Origin of the sequence: Enterococcus xiangfangensis (genome assembly GCF_005405365.1) — a bacterium.
GTDB classification, from domain to species: domain Bacteria; phylum Bacillota; class Bacilli; order Lactobacillales; family Enterococcaceae; genus Enterococcus_A; species Enterococcus_A xiangfangensis.
Window position 1 is genome coordinate 108,746 of sequence record NZ_BJDX01000001.1, and the last position, 16,775, is coordinate 125,520.

A 16,775-nucleotide genomic window follows, 5' to 3' on the forward strand; every position below is an offset into this window, starting at 1 on the left:
TCCTTCAAATTAACTCTTTTCCTTTCAGATACTCAAACATTTTTTGAGGAAATAATTTAGACTTTTTGAATATTAGATATCCCCCTAATAACGTAATAACACTAAATATAAATGATGGCTTAATAAGAAATAGTAACCATTCCGTTGCACCACCTCGTGGAGTCCAAAAAATATCACTTAGACAACACAAAAAAAATACCGAACTCAGGTAGCCAGGAGACGTAAATAATCTCACGAGAAAAATTAAGATTATACCAAATAACAAACTAAATAATATTATTCCTAGCATCCCATAATCAGCATTTACATCTAATAGATAAGAACCCCCATTCCCATTTCCTGCAAGATAGGCATCCCGTCTATAAACATAGGCTAAATTATGCGCATACGAATTACTTACCATTCCTTTTAACGGATTATTTCCATCTCCTAGGCCAGGAGAACCAAAAACTTTCTGAGCTATAAATCCATGTTTAAAAGAGTCTATAAAACCACCAAAAGTATAGTTTTTCAAATCTATAAAAGGAAGTTTTGCTAAATTTTCATATCCAGAAGTCAATGTATCAAATTGGGTCCCTTGTTTATAGAAAAAATCCATAATTAACGAGACTATACCTTTTGACTCTACTGCTGTATTTGCTCGAATATAATTGTAAGCACCTAAAAGTAGCAATAAAAATGGAGTACCTATAGCAATCCCAAGCTTTTCAAATTTTCCTAACCATTTGTCACGGTCATCATAATAATTTTCAATAATATAATAAACTAGTATAAATAATAATCTAAGTACTACAGTATTTCGCTGTCCCATCAAAAGAGTTGGAACTCCACCTAAAACATAAAAAGCTAATATAGGAAAAACAATTTTCTTCCTTGGCTTGCAGGCTAATAGAAAGCATATTGAATACGGCATCATAGTGGCTAACGCCTTTACCGGTAATGGAGCAACAGTTTTATAGCTTACATAGAATTCTTCATAGGAATGTCCACGAACAAATAAAAGTTTTTCAACGTCTATTAATGTTGAGCAGGTCCAGCAAACAACAAACATTAAAAAAGATACTACGAATAATAACATCCTTTTTTTATACTTCTCAGAAGTTTCCTTCGCCTTATTTTCTCTCTTAGGAAACCATTTTATTTCAATTACATTGTAAAATATTACACCAATATAAAGTAGTAAAGTACTGATGAATAATGCAATTAACGAAAATTGAATACTCTCTGGCTCAAAATACCACCACCAAATATTTCCGCGAATCATACTAATAAATGGACGACTATACATAAACGTAAAAAGCATAACTGTAAAGAAAAAGAAAAGAACACGATCTCCCATTTTTCGAGAAGCAAATATAAGATTATTTACCCCAAGGCAGACAATCCCAAAAATTTGAAAATTAAAGCTTTCGTTAATATAGCCTAAAAGAAAAAATAAAAAACCTAACAAAAGAAAAAAATATTGGAAAACTAAAATAATTTTTCCCCAATATTTTTTTAATAATTCTATCATTAATACTACATCTCCTTACACGTCCTGAATATTACTAGCAGCTATTATCATACTATAAATATAAGTATTAATTATAGTAATATTCCCTACTAATTATTTATTTTGTTTATCCATTTAGTTTGAATTAAAGAAGGAATTTTATATAATTTTAAACTACTCATTAATAATATCATTGATATTTTTCTGTTTCTTGTAATGATTGAGTTTTTCATAATAAATTGAAAATTAGATTTTAAATAATTAACAATCTCCTCAGTTTCAGGTACTTCATTTTCTACACTAGCATTAACAATCTTATCTAATACTATGAAGTTAGCCCAACAAACTCTCGTATGAACTTCAGTATATAGACTAGGTATATTATCTAAAATCCATTTTTCATTTTCACGCCAAACCTCAATTGTTTGTAAACTTTCTATAGAAAAATTTTTACTTGATATACTATCATCTCTGTGGAAATAGAAATACTTCTGCGTAGCATCAATAATTATCTTCTCACACTGATCTAGTATTTCAAGAATTACAGCGGCATCTTCGGTTATTTTTCCTATAGGATATCTCACATTTTTAAATAGCGTCTTTTTATATAATTTATTTACAGCATGAACAGAGATTAGATTAGCATCTAAAATCATTTTTATTGTTTTTTCTTTCGTACACACTTCTCTAAATTCTGGCAAAATTTTAGGTTCTTTATCCTTATAAACATCATATATCCCACAAATGGATAAATCTGCTTTTTCTCTAATAATATTGTTATACAAAAGTTCGTACATATCTTCTGCAATATAATCATCACTGTCAATAAAACCTAAATATTTCCCTTTAGCAACTTCAATCCCAGCATTCCTTGCATCGCTTAAGCCGCCGTTTTCTTTATGTATAACTTTGACACGCGAATCTTGTTCAGCGTATTGGTCACAGATCGCTCCTGAATTATCCGGCGAGCCATCATCCACTAAAATCAATTCAAAATCTGTAAATGTTTGGGCTAAAATGGAATCAACACATTTTTTCAGATACTTCTCCACATTGTAAACAGGAACAATAATACTTATTTCACACATTAAACTCGCTCATTTCTGATTAACTCTACTGTATTTTCTAATGCTTCAGCTAGACCAAATAATGGCTCCCATCCAATAGCATTAATTTTATTTGAAGCTAAGATAGCTTGATTTGCTGTTGAAAAACCTTTTCTTTCCTCTTCATCGGGTAAATCAAAAGTAACCTCTCTCTGATTTAAACCTGCTAATGCCTGTGCTAAATCTTTGAGATGTAAATCAAACTCTGAGGCGGCAATATTGTAAGCTTCTCCTTTTTCGCCATTCACTAATAGATAAAGCAATGCATAAACAACATCGCCTACGTATGCATAAGAAAAATATTGATTCCCTTCGCTTTTCAGAACGATATCTTCCTTATTTACTGCATTTAGAATAAATTGAGAGGAGGCTTTTGAATCATTTAACAACATCGTTGGACCAAATGTCCGACAGATTCTTGGTATAACAATATCTAACCCATGTTTTGCAATATAAGCCTGACAAAGACTTTCACTAGCACGTTTTCCTTCTGGATAACCAGCTCTTAAGGTATTACAGTCAATATAGCCGCAATAGTCCTCTGTAAATTTTTCAACATCGCCGCGGTTCTCACCATAAATTTCAACGGTTGATAAAAATGCTACACGCTTTGCTTTATTTTTTGTAGCGAAATCCAAAACTTGTTGTGTCCCCATCAAATTGGTCATGATCGTCCCAATCGGATCCGTAGCATATGCCCGAGGATGTGTGTTACTAGCGCCATGAAAAATATAATCTACTTCTTCATTTAGATTGATTGGCTGAGTAACGTCTCCTTCGACCAGATGAAAAAAAGGAGTTTCAAGATACATTGAAAAACGCTTTTTCAAACGCTCCTTGCTTCTTCCCATCGCAAATATATGAATATTAGATTCATATTTTTCATTTCTCATCATCAAGACATCGATCATGTAAGAACCAATCATTCCAGTCGCACCAATAATCAAAAAAGAATGGTTATCAATCCTATCCCAATTATTTTTTGCTTGATTAATTTTATTTAACTCAGCACGATAAATTTCATTTTCTAGTAACACACTTTCACCTCTAATCTTTCATCTTTAAATATGCTTTAAAGAGTTCTAAATCATCTTGAGTTGTCAATTTAATATTTTTGTCTGAACCTGCTGCGAAATACAACGTCTCACCAAGTTCAACCATCATAGTATTTGTGTAAGAAGAATCCGTCATTCCGATATCTTCTTTGATTGCTTTGTCATAAGCCCAGCTTAGTTTTCCAAACTGATAGGCTTGCGGTGTAGAAACACGTCGCAATGTATTGCGATCAATATATTGTTTGGTCGTTTCTTCCGTATCTTTTAAAAATATTTGTTCATTATACGGCAGTGAAGTCACACCATTTCCATGTTCTTGGCATTTAACGATTACGTCTGAAAGAACGATCTCATCTACTAATGGTCGAATACCATCATGGATGATAATCGTATCATTTTCATCAGAGTACTCTTTAAGGAACTGAACACCATTATTAATTGACTCTTGCCCTTTCGATCCTCCAGGAATAATCCATTGAACTTTTTTTAGTTTATATTCTTTAACGTAGCCCCATAATGTTTCTTCCCACCCATGTTTACATACAACTAAAACTCGATCAACTAATGGGTGATGCTCAAAGGATTCAAGAGTGTAGATAATAATTGGTTTGCCTTCAATGGTAATAAATTGTTTAGGAATGTCTTGCCCCATCCTTTTTCCAACGCCACCGGCAATAATCAATGCTGTAATCATTTATTTATCCTCCTTGTTAGTTAAATAGTAAACACCTTTATATTTTGTATAAGTGTTCTCTGGATCTATGAATACTGTTTCATGATGTGCCACTTGCTGCTCCTTTGGAGGCAATTGCATATAATTCCCAAAAACAGTTGACAGATAATTGTCATATCCTACTGGGATTGGCAATTCTGTATCTTCAAAAGCAACCTTTTTAGAATCTAAGAAATCCTTTTTAGGGTAAACATTTCCCATGTATCTAGGACCTACACATAACTCAGTGACAAACCCGGTATCTTGCGAACGATACTTTGTCATCTGTTTTTCTGCGTATTTCCAAATATGATACTTCTTCAATTGACTAGGTGCTAAATCCAATAATACTTTTCCAAGCCTAGCCAAAACTTTCCCATGATTTTGCGGTACTTGTTGGCTGCAGTAAATCGCATACACTAAAGCCCAAAATTTCTGGATTTTTCTTTGATACGTTTTGGCAGGAGCAATATCCAAAGGAAAGATATCAATTTGTATACCATGACTAATATCTAAATCCTTTTGATAGGTCTTAATAAAAGTCGTTTCCTTGTCTCTTAATGTCGTGAACGAATTGCGATCATTGTAATCTCCACTAGCTCTTAGCAAGATATATCTATCATTATTTTCCTGTTCTTTCCATAAATCCATCAGCTTCTCGTAATCAGCTCTAGGCATAAAAAAATCTAGATCATCATCCCAAGGAATAAAACCTTGATGACGAATCGAGCCAATTGCCCCGCCACCACATAAATAGCATAACAGTCCATTCTTATCACAAAAATCAGAAAAATACTTTGCAAGCTTCAAACTAGTTTCTTGTACCTGACGTAACTGCCTGTCTTTGCTGTACATACAATCCCTCAATCATTAATATTTTCTCTTCAACAACGCCATCATTCCCGGCATCTTTGTTTCGACAAAAGATCCCGTGTTGAGTACCAGCATAAGTAACGGTTTTGGCATATTAAAAAGTAATTTAGTAATTTTTTTTGCTGTAGTATCAGTTATTGCTTTCTTTTTTGCTTCTGTTATAGAGCTGTCACTCAAAATGGAGTTGACCTCCAACTTTTTCTGTTTTTTATCAACCTTGTTTGTCTCTAAAATTGAAAAAATGACAGATATAGTCCCTTTAAGGAATAAGGCCGCCATTCCAGCTTCATTCTCGTTATTGGTGATCGCATTACTTCGCTCATAGAACTCTTTAAAGGTAGCAAACTTATTGCTGTTATATTGATTGGTTATTCCTTGGCCACCCTCAAATTCATAAATATATTCACTTTTAGCATTCATTACAACAAGAGAACAATACTTATAATAAGCTAGATTGAAGATTCGATCCTCACAACTGCGATAATCTTTAAAACGAATGTTGTTATCCATAATGAGGTCGCGTCGATAGCACTTATTCCAAATAACATACATTAGTTGTTTATTCATTAATTCATACATGTCTAATAAAAATTCCTCATTACTGTTATAAACATAGTCGTCTACTAAAAATTTCTTTTCATCCACAAGCTTTCCTTGATTTAACGTTCTGAAAGTAAAGGAACTAATGATTAAATCAAGATCAGGATTTTTAGAAATAATATTAGTGTAGTCGTCTAATATACTTTTTTCGGGAAAGTCGTCTGCATCAAAAAATAGCAGATAGTCGCCTTTAGCCTGTTCAATTCCAACATTCCTAGCAGGACCCGGTCCTTCATTCTTTTTATTCAGTAAAGAAAAGCGCGGATCACTGTTGATACTATTACTAATCATTTCCTTCGTATTATCGATTGAACCATCATTAATCAACAACACCTCAAAGCTTGCGGCAGTGATCGCTTTTAATACTTTGATTATTTTAGTAATGGTTTTCTCAGCATTATATACTGGAATGATGATACTAAATTTTGGCTCAGCCATTCTTTCACCTCAAATTATTGAAGAATCTTCTCTTTCGGAAAATCCATTTTATCTAATGATGTACATAGCTCATCTTCTTCTAAGCCTTGAGAAGAAACTTTATCAAACAAAATCTTGATTGTTTGAAGCAAGATTTTCAAATCCAACATAAGTGAATACTTCTTGATATACAATAAATCAAATTTCAACTTGCTATTATAGTCGGATGCATATTTACCATAGACTTGAGCATAGCCGGTGATTCCCGTACGAACATTATGACGCAGATAATAATAAGGATTTTCTGCATTAAACTGTTCCACGAAGAAAGGGCGTTCAGGGCGCGGACCAATGATCGACATATCGCCCTTCAAAACATTGATCAACTGCGGCAATTCATCAAAACGGACAGCCCGAATGAATTTTCCGACTGGTGTTACACGCGTATCATTGCTTTTTGCTAAGACTGGACCTGACTTTGATTCCGCCGCAGCGCTCATTGAACGGAATTTATAAATTGGAAATTCTTTTTGATCTTGCGTGATTCGAATCTGTTTGTAGATGATCGGACCTGGTGAGGTCACTTTCACTAGAATCGCTGTGATCAGCATAAATGGTGAGGCGATCACTAATAAGATCAATGAAACGATGATATCAAACAACCGCTTGAACATCGCGTTTTCTGAAGGAATTCTAAAGCCAGAAGATTCAATGACACTTTCATCTTCAAAATTCATGATATTTGGGTTGATTGTTACTAAGTTTTCAAAAGTTGTATTCAAAAACAGTTTCTTTTCTTTTTTAGTAACTAGCTGATAGATTTTTATCTTCTCTTTTTCAGCAATTTCTGACGCTAAATATACAATATCTACATCATCGATAATTTCCAATAAATTATCATAAAAATGATCAAGTACCACAAATTGTACTTTGTGCTTATTGTTCTTTTGTGAATTGAAGTTTTGAATTGCTGGTGCAACATTTTTTTCAAAACCAAGAATCGTTACTCGCTTGTCAGCACCAAATTTCATATACGCTTGGTAAATAATCGTACGATAACCGATTAATAAAATTGTTCCGATTAGAAAAGAAAGCAAAATAACCATTCTAGGAAAAGCAAACCAGCGTCCGGCAAACGTGATAATCATAATCCCCAATGCCATCAAAAATTGTCCAATGACAGTCACAAAGACAATATCACTGACAATTCGATTATAAAAAACATAGGTACTCAATAAAACATTCAACACAACAAAAAACAATGAAATAAATAATGCGGAACTTTCAAATGTCTCAAAGTTTCTTGTTGGAATAGCTCCGCCAAATTTCAGCCAAAAACTAAAGTAGATGGAAAAATTATAAACAATCACGTCCATCAAAATAATAAACACTCGACGCGCGGCACCCCATTCGCCGTTTTTATTCATACAAACACTCCTAATCCACAAAATAATCCATTACACATCTTACCATACCCCCTAAAAAAAATGTAGCGTTCCTAAGAAATGTATTAAAAACTAAAAAAACAAAAGGCAATCAAATCAACTGATTTGATTGCCTTTTGTTCACAAATGAAGCTAGATTTTAGTATCTAAGCTATAAACAAAATTTAAAGAATATAAATACCTCTCCTTATTTATAAAAGAGCAGTTAGATTCTTGATTCTAAATCCTGTTTCCAATTAGATACTCATCAAACCCTCTCCATATTATCCTAATCAATAAAAAAGAGTGGATTTCTCCACTCCAAAAATCTTAGTTTCTAATATCATTTTATTTCCCTAATCGCACTGAAAAATCTCCTCCAACCCTAGTCAAATTGGGATTATAATAGGGATCGTTTTCAATGTATTCTGCCCATGTTTCTTCCATGTGCTTAGTCTCTTTTTCGAATCGGGCTTGTTTTTCGGGTGTATTTTCGTAGCCACGTGATTGAGATTCAAAGTGGTATAATTCTACACCATGCAGCCAGACATTATTGTGTCCTTTTTTATACTCCTTCAAACATAAATCGACATCGTTAAAAGCGACAGTCAATTCTTCATTGAAGCCGCCGACTTCTGCAAAGTCTTTGGCACGAATCATTAGGCAAGCAGCAGTTACTGCTAAATAATCGACATTTATTTCCAGTTTTCCAAAGTAACCAAAATCCCCTCGTGGGAACGTGTGGTGTCCATGTCCAGCTGCTCCGCCCATTCCTAAGATGACACCTGCATGTTGAATCGTATTGTTAGGATAATATAATTTTGCTCCGACACACCCAATTCGTTCAAACTGAGCAAAAGAAACCATTTTTGTCATCCATTCGGGTGTGATGACTTCGGTGTCATTGTTTAAAAACAATAAATATTTACCTTTAGCGGCTTTTGCAGCTAAGTTATTGATACGCGAGTAGTTAAAGGGAATATCGATTGACTCTACCACGAAACGTTCCCCTAATTGGTTTTGATAATCCTGATAAAGTTTTTTCATTTCTGGTTGATTGCTGCCGTTATCTGCCATAATGATTTCATAATTTGGATACGTTGTTTTTTCAATAATTGAATCCAGACAGCGCTTCACATCATCATAGCCATTACGAGTAGGAATGATCACACTGACCAACTCTTCTGAAAGTACTTGATAATCCACATCATACAAACCATTTCCCGCAGCATGATTGACTGCAGCTTTAATTCCGCGACGTTCAATGGCTGCTTGGACGGCTTTTAGGCCAGCGTCAAATGCATAACTTTTTGTTGATTGATCAGCTGCTGTTGAGCTTGGCAAAATTCGCCAATAATATAAGACTTGCGGAATATGTGCGATCCGTTCTGCTGTAGTTTGTTCAGTAAAACGTAAAACCAAGTCATAATCTTGTGACCCTTCGTATCCTACTCGGAAGCCGCCGATTTTTTCCATGATAGAACGACGATAAACACCTAAGTGAGAAATATAATTCGTTCCTAATAATAAATCTGGCGACCAATCCGGTTTGAAAGCTGGATCAAATCTTTTTCCTACCATATCAATCTTATCTTCATCGCTATAAATCAAATCCAATTCGGAATTTTGATTCAACCTTTTTACTACTTCATACAAAGCAATTGGTGCTAGTTCATCATCATTATCCAGTAAAGCGGTGAATTCGCCGGTAGCAATCTCCAGTGCTGAATTAGTTGCTCTAGAAATATGGCCGTTTTCGGAACGAAAAACAAGCTTGATGCGTGAATCTTTCGCTGCATATTTTTCTAATAACGGTCTGACTGATGCGTCGGTAGAATGATCATCTGCCATACATAATTCCCAGTTTGGATAGAATTGATTTTGAACTGACTCGATGCATTTTGCTAACCATTTTTCCTCAACATTATAAACCGGCATTAAAATTGAAATAACCGGCTGATAATTGAACTCAGCGATTTCTGCTTTGATCGCATCAATGTCCCAATTTTCATTTTCAGCAATCCACTGTTGGTAGCTTTCATCCGATTGTTTCGTTTGTTCCAACTTGATTCGTCGTAATGTACTTTTTAACCCGTTTCGTTTCAGATAGCCTAACCCTTTGCGCGCTTTTCCGTAGATTTTTTGGATCTGCAAAGCTTGTTTAGGTTCCTTCACGATAGTTTCATTTGGGATAAATGATTGACTTTGGCTATTTTCGTCAAAGTTAAATGCAACTTTGATTGCTTCAGTGGGATCTGCCACTTTGATTGTTAAGTGAAAGCCCATTTGCAAAATTGCACTTGTTTTATGCGCAGCAGCAACATCGGAACGCGGATACTGTTCCGTTTTATCACTAACTACATTCTCTGGAAAAATTTCAATTGTCGGAACTTTCTTTGAAGTTAAATCAAGTGCCCAACCTGTGATTTCCAACTGTTTAGTTTCAGGATGATAACTGCATTGGTCAATGCAAACTTGTTCATTTTTTGCCAACAGATTAACCTCCTATGCTGAATTGATTTGGATTGATCAATGGATCATTCAATTCTTGAGAATATTTATTCGCTAAAGCATCATATGCTTCTTTTTTTATGCTGAAATGATTTTCACCAGGATAGCGAACTTCAACATAAGGATCAAAAACCAATTTCTTATTTTCTTTTGCTAAGCGAATCGAAAAGTCGATCCCTTTAATTGCAGGTGGCAACTCCAAATCAAAGCCCCCGAGTGCTGCGAAGTCGTCTTTGCTGATGATCAGCACATCTTCTGTCGTAGTATAAATTTCTCGCGGCAATGTTGGACGGAAATAAGTCCCAATCGTTTTATTGGATAATCCTTGTTGCTCGTATACGACGCGTTCGTTTTCAGAATCAAGAATCACTCCACAATTTAAAATAGCGTCATCTTTACTGATTACTTTACCAGTAACTGCACTGACATTTGGCAGACGAACAAAGTTCAACGCCTCGTTCAACCAATTGTCGGTTGTTGGCGTCAATTCCTCTGATAAGAAGACTAGAAACTCGCCAGTTGCTTCTTTTGCTAATCCATTTTCAGTTGTATCAGCAATTACTTTGATACGTTCATCTTTTACTTTTGTCGTATTCGTTAAAATTTCAAAATTTTGCCAATCAGTCGCTAACAATGTTTTTATTTGTGCTTCACTTGGCTTGCCGCTTAGAACGATTGAAACTTTCGGTACAGTATCATGTTTGAAATCGATCTTATACGCACCGTAGTTTTTAGTCATAGTAACGACACCCTTAAGCTCACGTCGCTCAAGTGCTGCCTGTAACGCATTTTGACCAGCTACATAAGCATACTCTTTACTCTGAGGATCCATCGCTACTGAAGTTTCAATCGTACGCCAATGATACAAAATATTAGAAATATGATGAATTTCTTTGGCCGCTTCCGTTGCACGTAAAACAAAATCATAGTCTTGACTACCATTAAATTCTGTCCGTAATCCACCAATCGTTTCTACGATGGCCCGTTTCACTACGACAAAATGGGTGATGTAGTTATGGCCTAACAACAGTGTTTCATTCCAGTTCGGCTTGAAGAATGGATCAAATCGTTTCCCGCTCATCGATAATTTATCTTCATCAGTATAGATGAATTCACGATCTTGATTTTCATTCAGTGCATTGACCACCGCCAGTAAAGCAGTATCAGCCAAAATATCATCGTTATCTAAAAAGCCGATATATTCTCCAGTCGCAACTGCGATCGCTGAATTAGTTGCTTCTGAAATATGTCCATTTTTTTCGCGAAGAACGAGCTTCACCCGTTCATCTTCAGCCGCCAATTCTTGGAGCAAAGGCTTGATATGAGCTTTTGGTGATGCATCGTCGGCTAAACAAAGTTCCCAATTCGGATAAATTTGATCTGTCAACGACTTCACACAAGCGCGTAGCCATTTCTCATCAACATTATATACAGGGACAACTAAAGAAATTTTCGGTTTAAATGTCAATTGGTCCATTGATTCAAGCAACTCTGCTCTAGCTGGCTCTTCTACTTTTGTCATCCACTCTTCATAATTAGCACTTTGCTGTTTTGAACGTTGATAATTTTTCAGAGCACCAGAAAAACCGTTGCGTTTGATTGAACCTAGTAAATGACGGATTTTTCTTGTCACAGGGGTATTCACCGTTTTCGCATGTTTTGCCACAACTGGATAGACCTGATCATGATCATCTACAACAAATAATTTGAGATCTTCAAGCACTTGCAGATTCTTTGCCGTTAAAATAAAACCGTATTTCTCGATCGAATCGATTTCGAAAACTTCATTTACATCAGGGCGATAAATTGAATTGACTTGCAAACTGTTCATTGACTCTGCTAATAAATAATCTAGCGGCAAATGATTGGCTTCTGAAAAACCCCAACCTTTAATGATCACTTCATTTTCAGCTTCATTATTTTCAATGGACTCAATCGTTAATTTGATGCCATTGGTTTCACTTGCTTCTACATAAGGAATATCTTTTAATTGGTAATCATAGCGATCCAAGTAATTTAGTTTCACTGCAAGCAACCGATTTTTTGCCTTTTCATTGACCACATCTTGCATAACTTTGACTTCAGAAGGAATGAATTCTTCCTCATTCAAAATATTGACGTTTACTGTGTAGTCTTTTCCTGCGATCAATGCCCCATCAATGATCACATAAGGTTCTTCTGTAATTTTAGGAAATAAAAACAGATCTTCTTGATACCAAGAGGCATTTGTTTCTTCAATCCTCAATAACTTATTATCAACAACAACTGATAATTCAATCGTTGCTGGAACTTTGCCAATAACGATCCGTAATTTTTCAGCATTTATTGGAGCATGATGTGCCGTGGTTTTATTTTCATTTGTTTGATTATTAAAAATATACGGTTCTACCTCAAATTTTCCATCAATTAAATAAGCTAATTGCACTTGTTTATTATAATTTGAATTGATTGGTTCTACCCGTTCAGGTTGTGCTACTGGCTCTTTACGCAATGCATAAAAATATTGATAAACTTCCCCGAATGGGCGGTTTTTGAAATCGTAACGCACCATTTGTGGCAGCTCATCATAGCTTGCTGACAATTCGTTTTGCCCTACTTGTGAATAAGTAAAATCTTCACGTCGGATAGATAGTCCAATTCGATCAAATAATTCTTCAAAGCCATGCTGTGTATAAAAACTGTTATGCGTCTGATCTAACAGACCATATTGTTTCCAATCTAATTTATTGTTGAACAAATCGATCATGACTGAATTATGTGCCAAGTTGGGGAAAGTCAATAATATCTCGCCGTTTGGTGCCAAGAATTTACTTGCTTCTTGCAAGGCTTTTTCAGAATCAGTTAAATGTTCTAACACGTCTGCAAAAATAATAAAATCAAAAGTCTTATCAGCAAAATGATCGTTCCATTTATATTCTTCAATATTTCCTAAAAAGCCGTCCTGGGCAAAGCCCATGACGTGCTCAAATAAGATTGGATCAAACTCAACGATCGATACTTCACATTTTTTTTCGTTGATCAAGTATTGGGTCATTCGACCATTACCCGGACCAAATTCTAAAACGGACGAACCTTCAGTGATTTGACTAATGATTTTTCCTACACTCGTGTGTTCTTCAAGCGACAAATCAAAATCATACTTCATAATTAAATCGTATCCTTCCATTTATGATCCAAAACGACGATGCCTTCGCCGACATATTTTCCAGAAATGAACATAGTCACATATCTTGTTTTATAAACTAGCGGCACCGTTGCATTTTCTTCAAAGAGGGCCACGTCAAAGTAATATTCGCCGCCTAAAAGTGCCATCTTTTCATATTCTAAATAGAAGATGTTTTCCCCTTTTTCCCAAGGAATGGATTCTTCATCCAACAATGTGTTTAGACCACAGACGTAATTATTATCAACCGTTCGAATCGCTACGCCTAAAACTGGTTTCTTGATCGAATCATCTTTTACATTATAAGTCACTTTCACCACGACTTTGCTGTCTTGTTCGACTAATTCCAATGGTTGTAAATCACCATCCAATAATTCTGCCGATTTCACTTCAACAATGTCATAGGCCGAAAATTCTTCAGAAGTCGAACTATCACGATCGACTGTTTTTAAAGATTTTTTCTTCAAGAAGTTTTCGTATGTTTCTGTGATTTCCATTGTTTCGCCTTCTGCTTCAACCACACCATTTTTCAACCAATAAACGCGGTCACAAAAGCGGCGAACCGCGTTCACGTCATGAGAAACGAACAGGATCGTTTTACCAGCGTTTCGCAATTCCGTGAATTTTTCCATACATTTCAATTGGAATTCCAAATCTCCAACCGCTAACGCTTCATCTACGATCAAAATATCCGGATCGACATTGATTGCTACAGCAAAGGCTAATCGAACAAACATCCCGCTTGAATAGGTTTTTACTGGCTGGTATAAATGATCGCCAATATCAGCGAAGTTGATGATATCATCAACCTTTTCTTGCATTTCTTCTCGAGAAAAACCTAATACCATTCCGTTAAGAAAAATATTTTCATAGCCGCTGTATTCTGGGTTAAAGCCAGAACCAAGTTCCAATAGCGCTGCGATATTCCCTTCGATCTTGACTTCGCCTTCAGAAGGCGTCAGCACACCTGTGATGATCTTTAAAATAGTAGATTTACCTGAACCGTTTTCTCCGATAAATCCGATCATCTCACCTTTTTTCACTTGGACGTTTACATCGTTCAAAGCGTAAAAAACTTCATGATACGTTTTTCTCGTTGGACTCAATGCTTCCTTCAAACGATCAGAAGGCTTCTTATACATATCATATTTCTTTGTTAAATGGTTGATTTCGATTACTGTTTCAGTCATTTAGTTTATCTCCTTATAAAACATCAGAAAAATGTGGTTTCAAGCGTTTTAAGACAATACTGCCGACCACTAATAAAATCAAAGTTATGATCCAAAAATAGATCGATAATAGCGGTTTTTCCCAAAACCATTGCTCGCCAAAGAATGCGTCACGGTACCCTTGGACGACATAAAACATTGGATTAAATTTTAAAATAAATTGAATCGTAGGATGTGCCGCAAATTGGTTAATACTCCATAAGACAGGCGTTCCCCACATCAATGCTTGCATGATGACACCGATAAATTGATTGATGTCTGGAAAAAATGGTTGGATTGAAGATGTGATCCAAGTTAACCCTGTCAAAAACATCATCATTGCGAAAAGATAATAGAATAGCTGCAGCAGGTGCAGACTAGGAACCGAGTGATTAAAAATCGCTACGATCAAAGCGATCACAATGAAAAAGATGTGCATGAACAGCCCGGAAAATAATTTAACAGACGGTAAGATCCGGATATTAAACACAACTTTTTTAACTAAGTAACTGTATTCACGAAATACGTTCGTGGCAGATCCTAATACTTCTGAAAAATACATCCATGGCACCAAACCGGTCAACAAGAAAACAATGAATGGATACTTTCCATCAGTCATCGCTGCTTTAAATCCAACTCCGAAAACAAACCAGTAAGTTACGACCATCACTAATGGATTAGCAAAAGCCCAGAAAATACCTAACGCCGAGCCAGCATAACGAGCCTTGAAATCATTCACAGAAAATTGTTTTACTAAGGTACGATTTTGAAAAATTTCTTTAAAAAAACTAAACAAGTCTTTGAGCATTTTTTTTCCTCTCATCTAACACTTTATTTATTATTTCTATAGTTGATTAACGCTACTATTCTACAGAAAGATATATGTAAAAGCAAGGCTATTAAGAAAAGCTTCGTTAAATCAATCAGGAGTCGTCCACTCTTTTTTGATAAAATTTTTTTGTGTTCTAAATATTGTTTATTAAAAACCTTATATTCCCGAATACCGCTTTTTCTTGAGAATTTAGCAATATTCAACCACGTTGAAAAACGCACTTAAAATGACCCTCTACATCATTTTAAGTGCGTTTTATTATCTTATTTAGCCTTAAGGTAAAATCAAATTTTGTTCAAATACGGAACGAAAGACCACTTCAGGAAACCGTGAATAAATATAAAAGTTACAATAGTATCCTACAAAGATCAAACATGCTATCGCAAATAAAAGCTTTACCCACCAACTCGTCTTAGAACCCAACGCATTAGCAAAAAGAATGTAATTCGACAATAGACAGGCTCTAATCAGTCGATCAAAACTTACTGAGATTGATATCAAGGGAATCGCCAGCATCAACAGTGCATTTACTTTTATTATTAACGTTGCATGGTCGTAATAATAGTTGTTGATTTTTTCCAAATGCCGCTTATTAGCAAATGACCGGTCATTAGGATTTTTAAGACTGTGACGAATCATTAACCAGCCAACTAAGGCTAATAAAGACAGTAAAATCAAATAAATCGTGTAGCCTCTGACCTCTGTGGGAGCTGTCATCAGCTTAGTATTATAGTAACGTTCAATTTTGTATTCGATAAACGGCAGCAAACGACCTGCAAGTCGTAGTATGCTGCTGAGATTCACAGCAGTAAATAAAGCAATAAATGTTGTCGCTAGATATAGAATCAGCGGCGGTACTAAGTAAGCAATTACTACTAAGTAGAAAAAAAGTGCAGAATAGTGGAACATCACACCACCCGTAACAAAAATCAAATATTTTACGATACTTAATAAACTGCGATCTTTTGCTAAAACAACTAATCCGGCAGTAATAAATGCCGCCGCTACAAAACTTCTGACTTGCGCAGCATCCATTGTAAAGGGAAAGATTAAATAGAAGATCAGTGTCCAACCTGGATTAAGAGATGCTCGTAAAACGGCGTATAGAATCAACAATAAAGCTGCACCGATGATAATCGCAAAAAACGCTTGGAAAGATAATCCCATTGCTTTTGCCACAAGTTGAAGCTGAGTGTATCCCCACTCTTCTTTTGCGGCAATAGGATCGCTGTAAAATTTCTGATACTGTCCTCTATCCGCAATCAAAGTATTAAAAGTCATAGCTATCCAGAAAAGCGCGACTAATCCGGCGCAGATTATTCTATTTTTTCTAAAAATCGCCGTCAAACTTCCAATACCTAAAAAAAGTAAGTAACTCATGT

The 16,775-nt window shown here is 35.4% G+C and carries 12 protein-coding genes; all 12 read right to left on the reverse strand.

The window, feature by feature from the left end; genetic code table 11:
• Positions 1 to 4 precede the first annotated feature (4 nt).
• The 12 genes from FFM68_RS00560 to FFM68_RS00615 all read right to left on the reverse strand — a co-directional run bounded on the left by FFM68_RS00560 (position 5) and on the right by FFM68_RS00615 (position 16,773).
• Positions 5 to 1,513 carry an O-antigen polysaccharide polymerase Wzy family protein gene (locus tag FFM68_RS00560; RefSeq protein WP_137617506.1) on the reverse strand — a complete coding sequence of 503 codons (1,509 nt, stop codon included), beginning with the start codon at positions 1,511 to 1,513 and terminating at the stop codon, positions 5 to 7.
• An 89-nt stretch (positions 1,514 to 1,602) separates the two neighbouring features.
• Positions 1,603 to 2,580, reverse strand: coding sequence for a glycosyltransferase family 2 protein (locus FFM68_RS00565; RefSeq protein WP_137617507.1), 978 nt, complete (start codon positions 2,578 to 2,580; stop codon positions 1,603 to 1,605).
• Positions 2,580 to 3,635, reverse strand: a complete 1,056-nt coding sequence (locus tag FFM68_RS00570) for an NAD-dependent epimerase/dehydratase family protein (RefSeq protein ID WP_137617508.1) — start codon at positions 3,633 to 3,635, stop codon at positions 2,580 to 2,582. Before FFM68_RS00570 ends, FFM68_RS00565 begins: the two co-directional genes overlap by 1 nt.
• A gap of 10 nt (positions 3,636 to 3,645) precedes the next feature.
• Positions 3,646 to 4,347, reverse strand: a complete 702-nt coding sequence (locus tag FFM68_RS00575; RefSeq protein ID WP_137617509.1) for an IspD/TarI family cytidylyltransferase — start codon at positions 4,345 to 4,347, stop codon at positions 3,646 to 3,648.
• Positions 4,348 to 5,220: a LicD family protein gene (locus FFM68_RS00580; RefSeq protein WP_137617510.1), complete on the reverse strand. Its 873-nt coding sequence runs from the start codon at positions 5,218 to 5,220 to the stop codon at positions 4,348 to 4,350.
• Positions 5,221 to 5,235: 15 nt separating this feature from the next.
• On the reverse strand, positions 5,236 to 6,276 hold the full coding sequence (locus FFM68_RS00585; RefSeq protein WP_137617511.1) for a glycosyltransferase family 2 protein: 1,041 nt from the start codon (positions 6,274 to 6,276) through the stop codon (positions 5,236 to 5,238).
• Between the two features lie 14 nt (positions 6,277 to 6,290).
• Positions 6,291 to 7,682, reverse strand: coding sequence for a sugar transferase (locus tag FFM68_RS00590; RefSeq protein ID WP_137617512.1), 1,392 nt, complete (start codon positions 7,680 to 7,682; stop codon positions 6,291 to 6,293).
• Between the two features lie 345 nt (positions 7,683 to 8,027).
• Positions 8,028 to 10,172 (reverse strand): glycosyltransferase family 2 protein, encoded by a 2,145-nt coding sequence (locus FFM68_RS00595; RefSeq protein WP_137617513.1) that lies wholly within the window; start codon positions 10,170 to 10,172, stop codon positions 8,028 to 8,030.
• Between the two features lie 4 nt (positions 10,173 to 10,176).
• Positions 10,177 to 13,335: a glycosyltransferase gene (locus FFM68_RS00600; RefSeq protein WP_137617514.1), complete on the reverse strand. Its 3,159-nt coding sequence runs from the start codon at positions 13,333 to 13,335 to the stop codon at positions 10,177 to 10,179.
• A 2-nt stretch (positions 13,336 to 13,337) separates the two neighbouring features.
• Complete coding sequence (locus tag FFM68_RS00605; RefSeq protein WP_137617515.1) at positions 13,338 to 14,543, reverse strand: ABC transporter ATP-binding protein; 1,206 nt, start codon at positions 14,541 to 14,543, stop codon at positions 13,338 to 13,340.
• 13 nt (positions 14,544 to 14,556) lie between these two features.
• Positions 14,557 to 15,369: an ABC transporter permease gene (locus tag FFM68_RS00610; protein ID WP_137617516.1), complete on the reverse strand. Its 813-nt coding sequence runs from the start codon at positions 15,367 to 15,369 to the stop codon at positions 14,557 to 14,559.
• 297 nt (positions 15,370 to 15,666) lie between these two features.
• Positions 15,667 to 16,773: an EpsG family protein gene (locus tag FFM68_RS00615; RefSeq protein ID WP_137617517.1), complete on the reverse strand. Its 1,107-nt coding sequence runs from the start codon at positions 16,771 to 16,773 to the stop codon at positions 15,667 to 15,669.
• Positions 16,774 to 16,775: the final 2 nt, after the last annotated feature.

Bases quoted from the DNA above. Each gene is read 5' to 3' on its own strand.
- FFM68_RS00575 (WP_137617509.1), bottom strand. From the start codon at position 4,347: ATGATTACAGCATTGATTATTGCCGGTGGCGTTGGAAAAAGGATGGGG.
- FFM68_RS00615 (WP_137617517.1), bottom strand. From the start codon at position 16,773: ATGAGTTACTTACTTTTTTTAGGTATTGGAAGTTTGACGGCGATTTTT.
- FFM68_RS00560 (WP_137617506.1), bottom strand. From the start codon at position 1,513: ATGATAGAATTATTAAAAAAATATTGGGGAAAAATTATTTTAGTTTTC.
- FFM68_RS00585 (WP_137617511.1), bottom strand. From the start codon at position 6,276: ATGGCTGAGCCAAAATTTAGTATCATCATTCCAGTATATAATGCTGAG.
- FFM68_RS00610 (WP_137617516.1), bottom strand. From the start codon at position 15,369: ATGCTCAAAGACTTGTTTAGTTTTTTTAAAGAAATTTTTCAAAATCGT.
- FFM68_RS00605 (WP_137617515.1), bottom strand. From the start codon at position 14,543: ATGACTGAAACAGTAATCGAAATCAACCATTTAACAAAGAAATATGAT.
- FFM68_RS00565 (WP_137617507.1), bottom strand. From the start codon at position 2,580: ATGTGTGAAATAAGTATTATTGTTCCTGTTTACAATGTGGAGAAGTAT.
- FFM68_RS00600 (WP_137617514.1), bottom strand. From the start codon at position 13,335: ATGAAGTATGATTTTGATTTGTCGCTTGAAGAACACACGAGTGTAGGA.
- FFM68_RS00580 (WP_137617510.1), bottom strand. From the start codon at position 5,220: ATGTACAGCAAAGACAGGCAGTTACGTCAGGTACAAGAAACTAGTTTG.
- FFM68_RS00590 (WP_137617512.1), bottom strand. From the start codon at position 7,682: ATGAATAAAAACGGCGAATGGGGTGCCGCGCGTCGAGTGTTTATTATT.